This window comes from Pseudomonas sp. LB3P31 (genome assembly GCF_054897945.1).
Genome location: NZ_CM142710.1, coordinates 2240529 through 2257755, shown reverse-complemented (window position 1 = coordinate 2257755; position 17227 = coordinate 2240529). Strand labels below are relative to the sequence as shown.

General features: G+C 60.0%; 16 protein-coding genes. 13 read left to right on the top strand and 3 right to left on the bottom strand.

The genetic code is table 11. The annotated features are described in order from the left end of the window. Positions 1 to 77 precede the first annotated feature (77 nt). The 10 genes from ffh (at position 78) to ACYZTK_RS10245 (ending at position 9151) form a co-directional block, all read left to right on the top strand. Complete coding sequence (ffh, locus tag ACYZTK_RS10290) at positions 78 to 1454, top strand: signal recognition particle protein (protein WP_008014733.1); 1377 nt, start codon at positions 78 to 80, stop codon at positions 1452 to 1454. Between the two features lie 251 nt (positions 1455 to 1705). Next, positions 1706 to 1957 (top strand): 30S ribosomal protein S16, encoded by a 252-nt coding sequence (rpsP, locus tag ACYZTK_RS10285; RefSeq protein ID WP_010463010.1) that lies wholly within the window; start codon positions 1706 to 1708, stop codon positions 1955 to 1957. A gap of 5 nt (positions 1958 to 1962) precedes the next feature. Continuing rightward, positions 1963 to 2499 (top strand): ribosome maturation factor RimM, encoded by a 537-nt coding sequence (rimM, locus tag ACYZTK_RS10280; RefSeq protein WP_462014334.1) that lies wholly within the window; start codon positions 1963 to 1965, stop codon positions 2497 to 2499. Further along, entirely contained in the window at positions 2481 to 3254 is a 774-nt protein-coding gene (trmD, locus tag ACYZTK_RS10275; RefSeq protein WP_201200902.1) for a tRNA (guanosine(37)-N1)-methyltransferase TrmD, read from the top strand. The genes rimM and trmD overlap by 19 nt, the downstream gene beginning before the upstream one ends. Positions 3255 to 3299: 45 nt before the next feature. Continuing rightward, on the top strand, positions 3300 to 3650 hold the full coding sequence (gene rplS / locus ACYZTK_RS10270; protein WP_003175895.1) for a 50S ribosomal protein L19: 351 nt from the start codon (positions 3300 to 3302) through the stop codon (positions 3648 to 3650). 194 nt (positions 3651 to 3844) lie between these two features. After that, on the top strand, positions 3845 to 4741 hold the full coding sequence (gene xerD / locus ACYZTK_RS10265) for a site-specific tyrosine recombinase XerD (RefSeq protein ID WP_462014333.1): 897 nt from the start codon (positions 3845 to 3847) through the stop codon (positions 4739 to 4741). Between the two features lie 255 nt (positions 4742 to 4996). After that, the gene (gene dsbC / locus ACYZTK_RS10260) at positions 4997 to 5728 is read left to right on the top strand and encodes a bifunctional protein-disulfide isomerase/oxidoreductase DsbC (protein WP_462014332.1); all 732 of its coding nucleotides are present in this window, start codon (positions 4997 to 4999) and stop codon (positions 5726 to 5728) included. Positions 5729 to 5861: 133 nt separating this feature from the next. Beyond that, entirely contained in the window at positions 5862 to 7166 is a 1305-nt protein-coding gene (locus ACYZTK_RS10255) for a homoserine dehydrogenase (RefSeq protein WP_027924910.1), read from the top strand. A gap of 66 nt (positions 7167 to 7232) precedes the next feature. Then, complete coding sequence (gene thrC, locus ACYZTK_RS10250) at positions 7233 to 8642, top strand: threonine synthase (RefSeq protein ID WP_462014331.1); 1410 nt, start codon at positions 7233 to 7235, stop codon at positions 8640 to 8642. Positions 8643 to 8863: 221 nt separating this feature from the next. Continuing rightward, positions 8864 to 9151, top strand: a complete 288-nt coding sequence (locus ACYZTK_RS10245) for a DUF3509 domain-containing protein (RefSeq protein WP_462014330.1) — start codon at positions 8864 to 8866, stop codon at positions 9149 to 9151. Positions 9152 to 9321: 170 nt separating this feature from the next. Here the strand turns inward: ACYZTK_RS10245 and ACYZTK_RS10240 are convergent, their stop codons facing one another. Together ACYZTK_RS10240 and ACYZTK_RS10235 are read right to left on the bottom strand one after the other, a co-directional pair. Then, a complete protein-coding gene (locus tag ACYZTK_RS10240) occupies positions 9322 to 10272 on the bottom strand; it encodes a TIGR02285 family protein (RefSeq protein WP_462014329.1) in 951 nt (316 codons plus the stop codon). Further along, complete coding sequence (locus ACYZTK_RS10235) at positions 10220 to 11419, bottom strand: CaiB/BaiF CoA transferase family protein (protein ID WP_462014328.1); 1200 nt, start codon at positions 11417 to 11419, stop codon at positions 10220 to 10222. Before ACYZTK_RS10235 ends, ACYZTK_RS10240 begins: the two co-directional genes overlap by 53 nt. Before the next feature lie 145 nt (positions 11420 to 11564). Between ACYZTK_RS10235 and ACYZTK_RS10230 the strand changes: the two genes are divergently transcribed. From ACYZTK_RS10230 to ACYZTK_RS10220, 3 genes are all read left to right on the top strand, one after another. Next, positions 11565 to 12107 carry a YaeQ family protein gene (locus tag ACYZTK_RS10230; RefSeq protein WP_008151638.1) on the top strand — a complete coding sequence of 181 codons (543 nt, stop codon included), beginning with the start codon at positions 11565 to 11567 and terminating at the stop codon, positions 12105 to 12107. A gap of 65 nt (positions 12108 to 12172) precedes the next feature. After that, positions 12173 to 13882, top strand: a complete 1710-nt coding sequence (gene recJ / locus ACYZTK_RS10225) for a single-stranded-DNA-specific exonuclease RecJ (protein WP_462014327.1) — start codon at positions 12173 to 12175, stop codon at positions 13880 to 13882. A 274-nt stretch (positions 13883 to 14156) separates the two neighbouring features. Further along, positions 14157 to 15263 (top strand): NADH:flavin oxidoreductase/NADH oxidase, encoded by a 1107-nt coding sequence (locus ACYZTK_RS10220; RefSeq protein ID WP_462014326.1) that lies wholly within the window; start codon positions 14157 to 14159, stop codon positions 15261 to 15263. A gap of 173 nt (positions 15264 to 15436) precedes the next feature. Here ACYZTK_RS10220 and ACYZTK_RS10215 read toward each other — a convergent pair whose 3' ends face one another. Continuing rightward, entirely contained in the window at positions 15437 to 17062 is a 1626-nt protein-coding gene (locus ACYZTK_RS10215; RefSeq protein WP_462014325.1) for a glucan biosynthesis protein D, read from the bottom strand. Positions 17063 to 17227 lie beyond the last annotated feature (165 nt).

Genomic DNA, 17227 nt, shown 5'->3' with positions numbered 1-17227 from the left:
AGGCTCGCCGAGCACACGTTTATTCCGGTCTGGGCCGCCATTATCCCGGTCTACACAGGGCCTGAAAGGATCGCGCAATGTTTGAAAACTTAACCGACCGTCTCTCGCAGACGCTGCGCCATGTCACCGGCAAGGCCAAGCTGACCGAAGACAATATCAAAGACACGCTGCGTGAAGTGCGCATGGCGTTGCTCGAAGCCGACGTCGCCTTGCCGGTGGTGAAGGACTTCGTCAATTCGGTCAAGGAACGCGCCGTCGGCACCGAGGTGTCGCGCAGCCTGACCCCGGGCCAGGCCTTCGTGAAGATCGTCCAGGCCGAACTCGAAAGCCTGATGGGCGCGGCCAACGAAGATTTGAACCTGAGTGCCGTGCCGCCAGCTGTCGTGCTGATGGCCGGTTTGCAGGGCGCGGGTAAAACCACCACCGCCGGTAAACTTGCGCGCTTCCTTAAAGAGCGCAAGAAGAAGTCGGTGATGGTGGTGTCTGCGGACGTTTACCGTCCGGCGGCCATCAAGCAGCTGGAAATGCTGGCCGGTGAAGTCGGTGTCACCTTCTTCCCGTCCGACCTGAGCCAGAAGCCGGTCGATATCGCGCAAGCGGCTATTAAAGAAGCCAAGCTCAAGTTCATTGACGTGGTCATCGTCGATACCGCCGGTCGCCTGCACATCGATGAAGAGATGATGGGCGAGATCAAGGCATTGCACGCCGCGATCAACCCGGTGGAAACCCTGTTCGTGGTCGACGCCATGACCGGCCAGGACGCCGCCAACACGGCCAAGGCCTTCGGTGATGCGTTGCCGCTGACCGGTGTTATCCTGACCAAGGTCGACGGCGACGCCCGTGGCGGTGCCGCACTGTCGGTCCGCGCCATCACCGGCAAGCCGATCAAGTTCATCGGTATGGGCGAGAAGAGCGAAGCGCTCGAGCCGTTCCACCCTGAGCGTATCGCCTCGCGCATCCTTGGCATGGGTGACGTGCTCAGCCTGATCGAGCAGGCCGAGCAGACCCTCGACAAGGACAAGGCCGACAAGCTCGCCAAGAAGCTGAAGAAGGGCAAGGGCTTCGACCTCGAAGACTTCCGTGATCAGCTGCAACAGATGAAGAACATGGGCGGCCTCGGCGGCCTCATGGACAAGCTGCCGAACATCGGTGGCGTGAACCTGGCGCAGATGGGCAATGCCCAGGGCGCGGCAGAGAAACAATTCAAGCAGATGGAAGCCATCATCAATTCCATGACCCCGGCCGAGCGCCGCGACCCTGAGCTGATCAGCGGTTCGCGCAAACGTCGGATCGCCATGGGTTCCGGCACCCAGGTGCAGGATATCGGTCGCTTGATCAAGCAGCACAAGCAGATGCAGAAGATGATGAAGAAATTCTCCGCGAAAGGCGGAATGGCCAAAATGATGCGCGGCATGGGCGGTATGTTGCCCGGCGGCGGCATGCCGAAAATGTAAAGAATTCGCGCCGGCATTTATGTCGGCGCTAACCCACACGGAGGTGGGGATACACAGCAAACCCGCACTTGGCGGGAGCTGACTGGCCGTTTTCAACGACGGCTCTATAGCAAATCTGGATGGCGTCCGATAGGCCGCCGGAAAAAGACATTTGCAAAAGTCCGGATATTCCTTAGAATATGCGGCCTTTCGGGCACCTATGCCCGCTGTGCCTTTAGATTTGCAGCACCGACTACAGGAACGATGTTCACATGCTAACAATCCGTCTTGCCCTTGGCGGCTCCAAAAAGCGCCCGTTTTACCACTTGACCGTAACCGACAGCCGCAACCCGCGCGACGGTTCGCACAAGGAACAGGTTGGTTTCTTCAACCCTGTTGCTCGTGGTCAGGAAGTTCGTCTGTCCGTGAACCAAGAGCGCGTAGCCTACTGGCTGAGCGTTGGTGCACAACCTTCTGAGCGCGTTGCTCAGTTGTTGAAGGATGCATCTAAGGCTGCGGCCTGAGCAATATGAACGCGACGCCTGCCATTGCTGATGATTTGATCGTTATCGGCAAGATTTATTCTGTTCATGGCGTTCGCGGCGAAGTGAAGGTTTATTCCTTTACTGATCCGACTGAAAACCTGTTGCAGTACAAAACCTGGACGCTCAAGCGCGAAGGTAATGTTAAGCAGGTTGAGCTGGTCAGCGGACGTGGGAACGACAAGTTCCTGGTCGCGAAGCTCAAGGGTCTCGATGATCGTGAAGAAGCTCGTCTTCTGGCCGGTTATGAGATCTGCGTGCCGCGCAACCTGTTCCCTGAATTGACCGACGGCGAGTACTACTGGTACCAGCTCGAAGGTCTGAAGGTCATTGATCAACTCGGGCAACTGTTCGGGAAAATCGATCATCTTCTGGAAACCGGCGCCAATGATGTAATGGTGGTCAAGCCTTGCGCTGGCAGCCTGGACGATCGCGAACGCCTGTTGCCCTATACGGAGCAATGTGTGCTGGCAGTCGACCTCGCAGCAGGCGAGATGAAGGTGGAATGGGATGCGGACTTCTAAGCGTGGCTAACTTGCGCGTAGAAGTGATCAGTTTGTTTCCCGAGATGTTCTCCGCCATCAGCGAGTACGGCATCACCAGTCGTGCGGTGAAACAGGGGTTGTTGCAGCTTACCTGTTGGAATCCGCGAGACTACACGACGGATCGACATCACACTGTGGACGATCGCCCATTTGGCGGTGGCCCGGGCATGGTGATGAAGATCAAGCCCCTGGAAGATGCTCTGGTTCAGGCCAAGGCAGCAGCCGGGGAGGCGGCGAAGGTGATTTACCTGTCCCCCCAAGGCCGTCAACTGACTCAGTCGGCGGTACGCGAGTTGGCGAATTCGGATGCACTGATCCTGATTGCCGGCCGCTATGAAGGCATTGACGAGCGTTTTATTGATGCTCATGTCGATGAAGAGTGGTCGATTGGCGACTATGTACTGTCTGGCGGCGAGCTGCCGGCGATGGTCCTGATCGATGCGGTTACACGACTGCTGCCTGGAGCTTTAGGGCATGCGGACTCCGCCGAGGAAGATTCCTTTACGGATGGTTTGCTGGATTGCCCGCACTACACCCGACCTGAGGTGTATGCGGATCAGCGTGTTCCCGACGTGTTGCTAAGTGGCAATCACGCGCATATCCGGCGTTGGCGTTTACAGCAGTCCCTTGGTAGGACCTTTGAACGACGCGCCGATCTTCTGGAAAGCCGCTCGCTTTCTGGAGAAGAGAAGAAGCTGCTCGAGGAATACATCCGCGAGCGGGACGATAGTTAACAACGTATCGATGGTAAATCCGTTGATTTACCTTAGGAGCACAGCATGACTAACAAAATCATCCTTGCACTCGAAGCAGAGCAGATGACCAAAGAAATCCCTACCTTTGCCCCGGGCGACACTATTGTCGTTCAGGTGAAAGTGAAGGAAGGCGACCGTTCGCGTCTGCAAGCGTTCGAAGGTGTTGTTATCGCCAAGCGTAACCGCGGCGTAAACAGTGCTTTCACCGTTCGTAAAATCTCCAACGGTGTTGGCGTAGAGCGTACTTTCCAGACCTACAGCCCGCAAATCGACAGCATGGCCGTTAAACGTCGCGGTGACGTACGTAAAGCCAAGCTGTACTACCTGCGTGACCTGTCCGGTAAAGCAGCTCGCATCAAGGAAAAACTGGCTTAAGTCCAGCTTCCCGATGCAGAAAAAAGCAGCCTACGGGCTGCTTTTTTGTTGCCTGCGATTTACCTGGGACAAGCCTGTGGGAGCGTGGCTTGCCCGCGAATCGGTCTATCAAGCGCCGCGTTTACATCAGGCTCTATAAAGCCTCAGCAGGCTATGAAAGACTTGCCTCCAGTTTTCCAGTGACCTGAGCCTCTATGCCCGCCATCGATCATCCTTTGATAGACCAGTTTCTCGACGCGTTGTGGCTGGAAAAAGGCCTGTCCGATAACACCCGCGACGCTTATCGCAGCGATCTGGCCTTGTTCAACGGCTGGCTGCAGGACAAGGGACTGGAGCTCATCAACGCTGGTCGCGAGTTGATCCTCGATCATCTGGCGTGGCGCCTCGAGCAAAACTACAAGCCCCGTTCCACTGCACGATTTCTCTCGGGGGTGCGTGGCTTTTATCGCTACCTGCTGCGGGAAAAGTTGATCGCGGTCGATCCGACCTTGCGCATCGACATGCCGCAACTTGGCCGGCCATTGCCGAAGTCGCTGTCGGAAGCCGACGTGGAAGCGCTGCTGAAGGCTCCGGACCTGAGCGAGGCCATCGGCCAGCGCGATCGGGCGATGCTGGAGGTGCTGTATGCCTGCGGCCTGCGCGTGACGGAGTTGATCAGCCTGACCCTGGAACAGGTCAACCTGCGCCAGGGCGTGCTGCGGGTGATGGGCAAGGGCAGCAAGGAGCGCCTGGTGCCGATGGGGGAGGAGGCGATTGTGTGGATCGAGCGCTACATGCGCGATGCCCGTGGCGAATTGCTGGGCGGGCGTCCCAGTGATGTGCTGTTCCCCAGCCTGCGCGGTGAACAGATGACCCGCCAGACGTTCTGGCATCGGATCAAGCACCAGGCCAAGGTGGCGGGGATCGGCAAGTCGCTGTCGCCGCACACCCTGCGCCACGCCTTTGCCACGCACCTGCTCAACCATGGCGCCGACCTGCGCGTGGTACAGATGTTGCTCGGCCACAGCGACCTGTCGACCACCCAGATCTACACCCACGTCGCCCGCGCCCGCCTGCAGGACCTGCACGCCAAACATCACCCCAGGGGCTGAACAAAATCCCTGTAGGAGTGAGCCTGCTCGCGATGGCGGTTTGTCAGTCACCATTGTGTTGTCAGGATTGCCGCTATCGCGAGCAGGCTCACTCCTACAGGTTCTTCCGTACTCTCAACATGTCTTGCGACAGCCGCATTCGGCCCCACGGGCCTTATGTGATAGGCTTTGCCGGTTTGCACGGTGGGCGGTTGTGACCCGGTGTTTCGGCACTGGCGTTCTGGTCGTCCCATTTGTCCGCCTTCAGGAGTTAACATGCGTCTGACCCAGATTTTCGCCGCCGCAGCCATTGCGTTGGTCAGCACCTTTGCCGTCGCCGATGACGCGGCCGACAAAGCCATTCGTAAAAGCCTGGAAAACCTGCAGCTTGAGGTTCCGGTAGAAAGCATCGCCGCCAGCCCGCTGGCCGGCCTGTACGAAGTACGTCTGCAAGGCAGCCGGGTGCTCTACGCCAGCGCCGATGGCCAGTACGTGGTTCAGGGCAACATGTTCCAGCTCACCGACGGCAAGCCGGTCAACCTCACCGAGAAGACCGAGCGCCTGGGCGTGTCCAAGCTGGTCAACGCGATTCCGGTCGCGGAAACCGTGGTCTACCCGGCCATCGGTGAAACCAAGTCACACATCACCGTATTCACCGACACCACCTGCCCGTACTGCCACAAGCTGCACGCCGAAGTACCCGAGCTGAACAAGCGCGGCATCGAAGTGCGCTACGTCGCGTTCCCGCGCCAGGGCCTGGGCTCGCCGGGTGATGAACAGCTGCAGGCGGTGTGGTGCTCCAAGGACAAAAAAGCGGCCATGGATAAAATGGTCGACGGCAAGGAAATCAAGGCCGCCAAGTGCGAGAACCCGGTTGCCAAGCAGTTCGCCCTCGGTCAGTCGATCGGCGTGAACGGTACACCGGCCATCGTTTTGGCTGATGGTCAAGTCATTCCGGGCTACCAGCCTGCGCCACAAGTCGCCAAACTGGCGCTGGGCGCGAAGTAAATTCGCATCGTCATGGTCAGCCTTTGACGATCATGGTCTGGCGGCAGTTACGCCGGGCCATTAATAGAGAACCGCGAGCATGCGGTTGTTTTCACGGCCGACCTTGCGTCGGCCGTTTTATGGGGAGTTCACAGTGAAACCGGTCAAAGTAGGCATCTGTGGGTTAGGAACCGTCGGTGGCGGTACCTTCAACGTACTTCAGCGCAACGCCGAGGAAATTGCTCGTCGTGCCGGGCGTGGAATCGAAGTGGCACAAATTGCCATGCGCACGCCAAAGCCTCAGTTCCAAACGACCGGTATTGCGATTACCAACGATGTCTTCGAAGTGGCCACGAACCCTGAGATCGACATCGTCATAGAGTTGATGGGCGGCTACACCGTTGCCCGTGAGCTGGTACTCAAGGCCATCGAGAATGGCAAGCATGTGGTCACCGCGAACAAGGCACTGATTGCCGTTCACGGTAACGAAATTTTCGCCAAGGCACGCGAGAAAGGCGTGATCGTGGCGTTCGAAGCAGCTGTGGCCGGTGGCATCCCGGTGATCAAGGCGATCCGCGAAGGCCTGTCGGCCAACCGTATCAACTGGGTCGCCGGCATCATCAACGGCACCGGCAACTTCATCCTCACGGAAATGCGTGAGAAAGGTCGCACCTTCGAAGACGTGCTCGCCGAAGCGCAAGCTTTGGGTTATGCCGAGGCCGATCCGACTTTCGACGTCGAAGGCATCGACGCAGCTCACAAGCTGACGATCCTGGCGTCCATCGCATTCGGCATTCCGCTGCAATTCGACAAGGCCTACACCGAAGGCATCACCAAGCTGACCACTGCTGACGTGAACTACGCCGAAGCGCTGGGCTACCGCATCAAGCACCTGGGTGTGGCTCGCAGCACCGCCGCCGGTATCGAGCTGCGCGTGCACCCGACGCTGATTCCGGCCGATCGTCTGATCGCCAACGTCAATGGTGTGATGAACGCGGTAATGGTCAACGGTGATGCTGCCGGTTCGACCCTGTTCTACGGCGCCGGTGCTGGTATGGAACCGACCGCTTCCTCGGTGATCGCCGACCTGGTGGACGTGGTTCGCGCCATGACCTCCGACCCGGAAAACCGCGTACCGCACCTGGCCTTCCAGCCGGATTCGCTGTCGGCCCACCCGATCCTGCCGATCGAAGCCTGCGAAAGTGCCTACTACCTGCGGATCCAGGCCAAGGACCATCCAGGCGTGTTGGCGCAAGTCGCGAGCATCCTGTCGGAGCGCGGCATCAACATCGAATCGATCATGCAGAAAGAAGTCGAAGAACATGACGGCCTGGTGCCGATGATCCTGCTGACTCACCGTGTGCTGGAACAGCACATGAACGACGCGATCGCCGCCCTCGAAGCGCTGACGGGTGTCGTTGGACCGGTTGTAAGGATCCGTGTAGAGCACCTGAACTAAGCCGTTATCGTTCACCGGGCCCGCGCGCGGGCCCGGGTTTGCGAACACTGTCTATTGGAGCCAGTCATGCGTTATATCAGTACCCGCGGCCAGGCACCGGCCCTGAATTTCGAAGACGTCCTGCTGGCCGGTCTGGCCACGGACGGCGGCCTGTATGTGCCGGAATGCCTGCCCCGTTTCACCCAGGAAGAAATCGCTTCCTGGGCCGGCCTGCCGTATCACGAGCTGGCCTTCCGGGTGATGCGCCCATTTGTAGTCGGGAGCATTCCGGACGCCGATTTCAAAAAGATTCTGGAAGAGACTTACGGCGTGTTCTCACACAGTGCCGTAGCGCCGTTGCGCCAACTGAACGGCAACGAATGGGTGCTGGAGCTGTTCCACGGCCCGACTCTGGCGTTCAAGGACTTCGCCCTGCAGCTGCTCGGTCGCCTGCTCGACTACGTGCTTGAAAAACGCGGCGAGCGCGTGGTGATCGTCGGTGCCACCTCCGGTGATACCGGTTCGGCCGCCATCGAAGGCTGCAAGCACTGCGAAAACGTCGACATCTTCATTCTGCACCCGCACAACCGGGTGTCTGAAGTGCAGCGTCGGCAGATGACCACCATCTTTGGCGAGAACATCCACAACATCGCCATCGAAGGCAACTTCGATGACTGCCAGGAAATGGTCAAGGCCAGCTTCGCCGACCAGAGCTTCCTCAAGGGCACTCGCCTGGTGGCGGTGAACTCGATCAACTGGGCGCGGATCATGGCCCAGATCGTCTACTACTTCCACGCGTCCCTGCAGTTGGGTGGCCCGGCTCGGTCGGTGTCGTTCTCGGTGCCGACCGGCAACTTCGGCGATATCTTCGCTGGCTATCTGGCGCGCAACATGGGCCTGCCGATCAACCAGTTGATCGTCGCTACCAACCGCAATGACATCCTGCACCGCTTCATGAGCGGCAACCAGTACGTCAAGGAAACCCTGCACGCCACGCTGTCGCCGTCCATGGACATCATGGTCTCGTCGAACTTCGAGCGTCTGCTGTTCGACCTGCACGGTCGTAACGGCGCGGCGATTGCCGGGCTGATGGACAGCTTCAAGCAAGGCGGCGGTTTCAGCGTTGAAGAAGAGCGCTGGACCGAAGCGCGCAAGTTGTTCGATTCCCTGGCCGTGGACGATGCACAAACCTGCGAAACCATCGCCGAGGTCTACGCGCAAACCGGCGAGCTGCTCGATCCGCACACCGCGATCGGCGTCAAGGCCGCCCGCGAATGCCGTCGCAGCCTGGACATCCCGATGGTGATCCTCGGCACAGCGCACCCGGTCAAGTTCCCGGATGCAGTGCTCAAGGCCGGCGTCGGCAAGGCGCTGGAGCTGCCGGTACACCTCGCCGACCTGTTCGAACGCGATGAGCGATGCACCGTCCTGCCAAACGACCTGAAGGCCGTCCAGGCGTTCGTCAGCCAGCATGGCAATCGCGGCAAACCGTTGTAAGCGTCGAAGCGGTTACATTAAAAAGCCCGTCTTCCGACGGGTTTTTTGTTGATGTGGGGCGCCGCTGTTTTTTCCCTGTCATCTTTGCCATGCATGCTTCATCAACCAGAGGCGTCGACGCTGCTGCAGTTGTCATCCAGAACTTTCTTCCCGGGCCGGTGGTCATTTAATGTAGACCTGCCCCAGGCACTTTGTTTTCGGACTATTGAGTGGTGATCGAGATGGAAAGTATCAGTCTATTGCTCGGTGAGGCTCTGAGCCCGTATCAAGTCACGCTGACTCCGTCGGGCATCCAGTGTGAATGCCTGGTAACCCTGAAAAGTTCGACCGGTGCCATCGTGGTCGAACGGCTGTTCAACCTGGCTCAATTGAGCGACAAGCGCCTGCTCACGGATGTGGTCGACGGCTTGCACCGCGACCTGATGATTGCCGAAGGCCGGCTGGAGCCCTGCGTTATCGCCGCGTTGCGCAATGCTGCACAGGACAAGCTGATCGCCAATCGAAATTGAATCGAATTCTGCGGGAACCTTTTTGCTTGAAAGTTAGTCAGAGCATGTAACAGCAGGATCAAGCATTGTGCTCCGGTGCTTGCCGCTTGCTGTTACTGGTCTTTATGTAGACCACGTTTAACCCCGAGTCGTCTCCCCACTTCTCGGGGTTTCTTTTTGCCCGGGATTTGTCACGGCTGCGGCTGGTGCTCGAAAAAAGCCCGAGTGTCTTGCAGGTAGTCGCTGCGCATTTGCGGATCGAGCCAGTCTGCGTAGAGATGGTCCAGGGATTCGCGGGGCAGGGTGCGCAGCAGCTGGTTGATGTCGCTGATCGCCTGTTTGCCCTGGGCCGTGTTGGAACAGCCGATGTACCCCGACAGAAATTTGTCCGAGCCCTTGATGGGCAGGAATGCCAACTGGTCGTCGGCAATCTGGCCGCGATTGGCCAGGTAACGGATTTCCGGCCAGTAACCCAGCACCACCTGCAGGCGACCCAGGCGCTGCATCTGCAGCAGGCTGGCGATGGCGTCGTTGCCGTGGTGCGCAGTCAGCGTGCCGGATGGGGCTTGCTTGAGTAGCGAGTCAATGGGCTGGCCATAACTGCGCTCGGCCACTACGCCGACTTGGGTTTTACCGCTGGTCAGCAGCGGCGCCAGGTCGACTTCGCCGTCGACAACAAATTCATCCAGCACCGCTCGATCATTCTGGCGCACCACCAGGCCGTTGCGGACGGCGCGGAAGGCCGCGCTGGAGAAAGCAATCCACTGCGCTCGCTCTTTGGTCCAGACCAGCGCGGGATCGCAGGTAAATGATTCTTCCTGCAGCATCTGCATGCCGCGGGCGCGGTTGACCCGCATCAACACATGTTCGTACTGTGGCATACCGGCGATCAGCAGCGGCAGCATCCGGTCAACGATGCCCTGACCTTTTTTCGGTCCTTCGAAGATCATCGTCGGCGGCAGATCGCGTAGCAGCCAGATCAGCGTCTCCTTAGCTTGGGCTGCGACGGGGGCCGCCAAACCGGCCAGCAGCGCGAAAACCGCCAGCGCATGGCGGTTGTGCAGGGCTGAACACAGCAGGCGCTTCAGCTTAGATGGCTCCGTCTTCGCGCAGCCTGGCAATCTGTGCCGGGTCGTAGCCAAGGTCGTTGAGTACCTGCGAGTTGTGTTCGCCCAGTTGCGGCCCGACCCATTCCGATGACCCCGGTGTATCAGAGAGTTTCGGCACGATCCCGGGCATCTTGAACTCCTTGCCGTCCGGCAACTTGGCCTTGAGGAACATTTCCCGGGCCAGGTACTGCGGGTCACCGAACATGTCTTCGGCGCTGAAGATCCGGCTGGCCGGTACTTCTGCCTGGTTCAATTGCTCGATGATGGCGTCCAGCGGCAGCGAGTTGGCCCAGCGGTCGATCACCCCGTAGAGTTCGTCGCGGCGGGTGTCGCGCCCGTCGTTGCTGGCCAGGGCAGGGTCGTTGGCCAGGTCTTCGCGACCGATGATTAGCATGAAACGCTTGAAGATCGCGTCGCCATTGGCGCCGATCTGCACGTGCTTGCCGTCGGCGCTGGTGTGGATCGAGGAGGGCGTGATGCCCGGCATGATGTTGCCCGTGCGTTCACGAATAAAGCCGAACACATCGAACTCCGGCACCATGCTTTCCATCATCGCGAAGATGGCTTCGTACAGTGCCACGTCAACGACCTGGCCCAGGCCACCGTTGACCTCACGATGCCGCAAGGCCATCAGTGCGCCAATCACGCCCCACAGCGCAGCAATCGAGTCACCGATGGAAATGCCGGTGCGCACTGGCGGACGGTCCTCAAAGCCGGTGATGTAGCGCAGTCCGCCCATGGACTCGCCGACGGCGCCAAACCCCGGTTGATCCTTCATCGGACCGGTCTGGCCGAACCCCGAGAGTCGCACCATCACCAGCTTGGGATTCAAGGCGTGCAGGACGTCCCAGCCCAGGCCGAGTTTTTCCAGGACCCCCGGGCGAAAATTCTCGATCAGGATGTCGGCTTCGCCGAGCAGTTTCTTCAGGATGGCCAGGCCCTCGGGGTGCTTGAGATTCAGCGTGAGGGACTTTTTGTTGCGCGCCTGAACGAACCACCACAGCGAGGTGCCTTCATACATCTTGCGCCACTTGCGCAATGGATCACCGCCGTCCGGGGATTCGACCTTGATCACTTCGGCACCGAACTCGCCGCATATCCGCGACGCGAAGGGCCCGGCGATCAGGGTACCCAATTCGATGACTTTCAGGCCTGAGAGCGGTTTGGCGGAGAACGACATGCTGGATCCTGTAGGACAAAGGCTGACTGGTAGAGCGTTTTAGCATAGCCGGGCGTCAGTCGCCCAAGGTTCATCGCTTCAATTCGTTGATTGGTCGTCGCATCGGTTAGACTTGCCGCCTTTCCTCGTATCAAGAAGCCCGTTCATGGCCCAGCCGTCCACGACCTACAAGTTTGAACTGAACCTTACCGATCTCGACCGCAGCGTCTACGAGAGCGTGAAGCAGACCATCGCCCGTCACCCTTCGGAAACCGAAGAGCGCATGACCGTGCGGCTGCTGGCCTACGCCTTCTGGTACAACGAGCAGCTGTCTTTCGGTCGCGGTCTGTCGGACGTAGACGAACCTGCCCTGTGGGAAAAGAGCCTGGATGATCGCGTCCTGCACTGGATAGAAGTCGGCCAGCCGGATGCCGATCGCCTGACTTGGTGCTCGCGGCGCACTGAACGTACCAGCCTGCTGGCCTACGGCAGCCTGCGCGTCTGGGAAACCAAGGTGATCCCGGCGATCAAGAACCTGAAAAACGTGCACATCGCTGCTGTTCCCCAGGACGTGCTGGAAACCCTGGCCAAGGACATGCCCCGCGTGATCAAGTGGGACGTGATGATCAGCGAAGGGACGATTTTTGTAACCGACGACCGTGGTCAGCATGAAGTCCAGCTGCAGTGGCTGAGCGGCGAACGCGGCTGATTGGCTTCAGCCTGTCGCGATAATCGGTTTTTTCCTACGTAATCAAGAGAAGCATCCGTCACCCCATGCGCATCGAACATCGCCAGCTGCCCGCCGTCCTGCCTTTCCTCGGGGATATCCCGCCACTGCTGACCCGCTTGTACGCCGCTCGCGGCGTGCAGTCCGAGGCCGAACTGGACAAGAGCCTGGCGCGGTTGATCCCGTTCCAGCAGCTCAAGGGTATCGACGCTGCGGTGGACTTGCTGGTGACCGCCCTGGAGCAGCGCCAGCGCATCCTGATCGTCGGCGACTTCGATGCCGATGGTGCCACGGCCAGTACCGTGGGCGTGCTGGGTCTACGCCTGCTGGGCGCTGCCCACGTCGATTATCTGGTGCCGAACCGTTTCGAATATGGCTACGGGCTGACCCCGGAAATCGTCGAAGTGGCGCTGACCCGCACGCCTCAACTGCTGATCACCGTGGACAACGGCATCTCCAGCGTTGAGGGCGTGGCGGCGGCGAAAAAGGCCGGGCTGCAGGTGCTGGTCACCGACCACCACTTGCCCGGCGATGAGTTGCCGCTGGCCGATGCCATCGTCAATCCGAATCAGCCAGGCTGCGCTTTTCCAAGCAAGGCGCTGGCCGGAGTCGGGGTGATTTTCTACGTATTGATGGCCTTGCGCGCGCGCCTGCGGGATCTCGGCTGGTACGCTACCAAGCCGCAGCCGAACATCGGCGAGTTGCTCGACCTGGTGGCTTTGGGCAGCGTTGCCGACGTGGTGCCGCTGGATGCCAACAACCGGATCCTGGTGCACCAGGGGCTTGAGCGAATTCGCGCCGGTCGCGCCCGGCCGGGGGTCAAGGCGATTCTCGAAGTGGCCAAGCGTGACCACGCGCGTATCACCTCCACTGACCTCGGCTTCATCGTTGGCCCTCGCCTGAACGCGGCGGGGCGCCTGGATGATATGAGTCTGGGCATTGAATGCCTGCTGACCGACAGCCAGGATCTGGCCCGGGAAATGGCGGTGCAGCTGGACGGCATGAACCAGGACCGCAAATCCATCGAACAGGGCATGCAGCGCGAAGCGCTGGCCCAGCTCAAGGATCTGCCGGTCGAGTCCATGCCCTTTGGCTTGTGCCTGTTCGATCCGGAGTGGCATCAGGGCGTGATCGGGATCCTCGCGTCGCGCATGAAAGAGCGTTACTTCCGTCCGACCATCGCCTTTGCCGATGCCGGCGATGGCCTGCTCAAGGGCTCGGGCCGCTCGGTGCAGGGCTTTCATATTCGAGATGCCCTGAGCGTAGTGGCGGCGCAGCATCCGACGCTGATCAGCAAGTACGGCGGCCATGCCATGGCGGCGGGCCTGACCCTGCCGGAGGCGAATTTCCCATTGTTTGCCGAGGCGTTCGACGCTGAAGTGCGCCGGCAGCTGCGCGAAGAAGACCTGACGGGGCGCATGCTGTCGGACGGCACCCTGGCGGTTGAAGAGTTCCACCTGGAGCTGGCTCGCGCCCTGCGTCACGCCGGCCCCTGGGGCCAGCATTTCCCTGAGCCGCTGTTCCATGGCGTGTTCCAGCTGGTCGAACAGCGTGTGGTAGGCGAACGGCACCTCAAAGTGGTGCTCAAGAGCGAGTGCGGCTCGGTGAAACTCGATGGCATCGCTTTCGGCATCGATCGCGACATCTGGCCCAATCCAACCATCAAGTGGGTGGAGCTGGCCTACAAGCTTGATCTCAACGAGTTTCGTGGCAATGAAACCGTGCAGTTGATGATTGCCCACATAGAACCGCGTTAAGGCTATCGCGAGCAGGCTCACTCCTACAGGTGGATTGTGAACGCCACATTCCCCTGTAGGAGTGAGCCTGCTCGCGATGCGATCTTCCTGCCGGCAAATCACTCTGAACCCACCCCGATCCCCCGATGTCGACTAGGCTCTAAGCACTGCTTGATTTTCCTTGTGACGTCTCGTCAATTTTTACCCGCGGGGGCGGGTGCTGCATCTCTTTACTGTCACTCGTCGACTGTCAAACAGAACCCTGGAGCCTGCCCACTGATTCGAGAGGTGCCCCATGAGTCTGCTGCTTGAACCCTACACGCTGCGCCAGCTAACCCTGCTCAACCGCATCGCGGTTTCTCCCATGTGCCAATACTCCAGCGTCGATGGCCTGGCCAATGACTGGCACCTGGTTCACCTTGGCAGCCGCGCGGTCGGCGGCGCGGGCCTGATTTTTACCGAAGCCACGGCCATCACTGCCGATGGCCGCATTACCGCCGAGGACCTGGGCCTCTGGAATGACGAACAGATTGAACCCCTGCAACGCATCACCCGCTTCATCGCCGCCCAAGGCGCGGTAGCGGGTATTCAGCTGGCGCACGCCGGGCGCAAGGCCAGCACGTACCGGCCGTGGCTTGGCAAGCATGGTAGCGTCAAGGTAGATGATGGCGGATGGGTCCCGGTCGGGCCGTCGCCGATCGCCTTCGACCCACAGCACACCCAACCCACTCAGCTGGATGAGGGCGCGATCGCCGAGATCATTCAGGCCTTCGTCGACTCGGCAAAACGCGCGCTGGTGGCCGGTTTCAAGGTAGTGGAAGTGCATGCGGCGCACGGTTACCTGCTGCACCAGTTCCTGTCCCCATTGAGTAATCAGCGCCGGGACCAATACGGCGGCTCCTTCGAGAACCGTATCCGCTTGGTGCTGCAGGTCACTGAAGCGGTGAGGGCGGTGTGGCCCGAAGAGTTACCGCTGTTTGTGCGGGTGTCGGCGACTGACTGGGTGGAGGATGGCTGGAATCCGGATGAAACCGTCGAGCTGGCGCGTCGCCTGCAGGCATTGGGCGTGGACCTGATCGACGTGTCGTCAGGCGGTACGGCGGTCAATGCGGAAATTCCTACAGGGCCGGGTTATCAGACCCGTTTCGCCGAACGGGTGCGCAAGGAGTCAGGCATCGCGACCGGCACCGTAGGAATGATTACCGAGCCGGCGCAGGCGGAGCACATTCTGCGGACCTGTCAGGCGGACATCATCTTTCTTGCTCGCGAGTTGTTGCGTGATCCGTATTGGCCGTTGCATGCCGACGATGACCTGGGCGGGCGCAAGGCCGTCTGGCCGGCGCAGTATCAGCGGGCGACGCATAGGGATCAGCCGATTCATGAGTCGGACTTGCGCGACTGAAGTCAGGTTGGCTCCTGCAAGGCGGTGATCTCTGTGGGAGCAAAGCTTGCTCGCGATGACGGGGTAACATTCAGCATGGATGTTGAACATCAGACCGCCATCGCGAGCAAGCTTTGCTCCCACAGGGTATGCCAATACAGTGACGGTGCCTTAGGTGGTCGGTTTCTATCCGGTCATACGTACTTGCGCTTGTCCGGAGCAGGCGGGAAGTACTGGTACAACCAGGTCTCACTCAACGTCCGGTCATTGCTGCGGATGAACAACCGCAGCTCTACCGGCTCCACGCTGTCGTTGGTCGGGTACCAGTCAAAGAGAATGCGATAACCCTTGATGTCGTCCAGCACCAGCACGCTGAAATCCTTCACCTCGCCATTCGAACAGGTCACCACTGGTTCGATCCCGGTACCTTCCGGCAAGCGATCCAGCCCGCCGCCATTGAAGTCCACGGCAAACCGCCGCGCCCAGACTGGCGGATAGTGCTCGCCCGGTGCCCAGCCCTCGGTAAAACCGCCCATGCCCGACCGCGTGGCGTTGACCCGCGCCAGAGGCGTGCCCACCGGTGGCAAGGCGCTCCAGTAGAGCTTGTAGCCGTAGTTCAGCGAATCCCCGGCGGCGACCGGTTTTTTCGGGGTCCAGAACGCGACGATGTTATCCAGGGTCTCACCGGTTGTAGGAATTTCCAGCAGATCGATGGAGCCTTCGCCCCAGGCGGTTGTAGGTTCTACCCACAGGCTCGGGCGCTTGCTGTACCAGTCGACCGTGTCCTGATAGTTGGCGAATTCGTGATCGGTCTGCACCAGGCCGAAACCCTTGGGATCAGTGTCGGCGAAGGCATTGAATTGCAGGGTCGCCGGATTGTTCAGCGGACGGCAGATCCACTCGCCGTTGCCGCGCCACATGGCCAGACGATCGGAGTCGTGGATCTGTGGATGGATGGTGTCGCACATGCGCCGCTCATGGGTGCCGCAGCTGAACATGCTGGTCATCGGTGCGATACCCAGTTGTTCAATGGCCGTGCGCGCATTGACGTGCGCGTCGATGGCCATGACCACCTGGCTGGCCTGGCAGTCGATGTCGAACCGATAGGCACCCGTGGCGCTCGGCGAGTCCAGCAGGGCGTAGACCACGAAGCGCGTGCTGTCCTTGTCCGGCGTCTCGAACCAGAACTTGGTGAAGTCGGGGAATTCCTCACGCTTCTTGGCATAGGTATCAATCGCCAGTCCGCGTGCCGACAAGCCGTACTGGCCGGTCGCATCCACTGCGCGGAAATAGCTGGCGCCGAGGAAGGACAACACGTCGTGACGGTCCAGCTCCGGAGCCTTGAACAGCTTGAATCCGGAGAAACCCAGGTCGCCCTTGAGCTGCTGGGTGTCCACCGTGGTTTTCTCGTAGTTGAACAGCGAAGGGCGGAAGTGCACCTCGCGGGCCTGGCGCGTCATGGGGTTCACGCTGTACATGCGCACCGGCTGCTTGAAGCCCATCCCGACATGGAAAAATTGCACGTCGAGCTGCCCGTTCAGGTCATTCCACAAGGAATGATCGGCGTCGTAGCGGATCGCGTTGAAATTCTGCGGAGTCATGGTTGCCAGGGTCGGTGGCAGCAGCTGCTTGGTGTCCTGGTACCGATTGCCGGCAAGTTGCTTGGCCTGGATCTTCAGCGCTTCGAAGTCGAATGCCTGGGCATCGCCATCAGCCGTGCCACTCGCGGCCCAGGCCCGGGAGGCTAGCAGTCCTGTAGCGGACAAGCCTGTGTAGGCCGCAATGGCCATGGACGCTTTGAGCAAATTCCTGCGGTGCATAAGTAAACCTGTCGTGAACAATCCCGCGCCGTTCCTGGCACGTGCTGGATCAAAAATGGGGTTCGGACATGCCTTCGGCCAAACGCAACGGTCTCTTAACAGATGCCAACTAGCTTAAACCGTTCGGTAGCAGAGCAAAATTGATTGATGGCATTAGGACAGGTT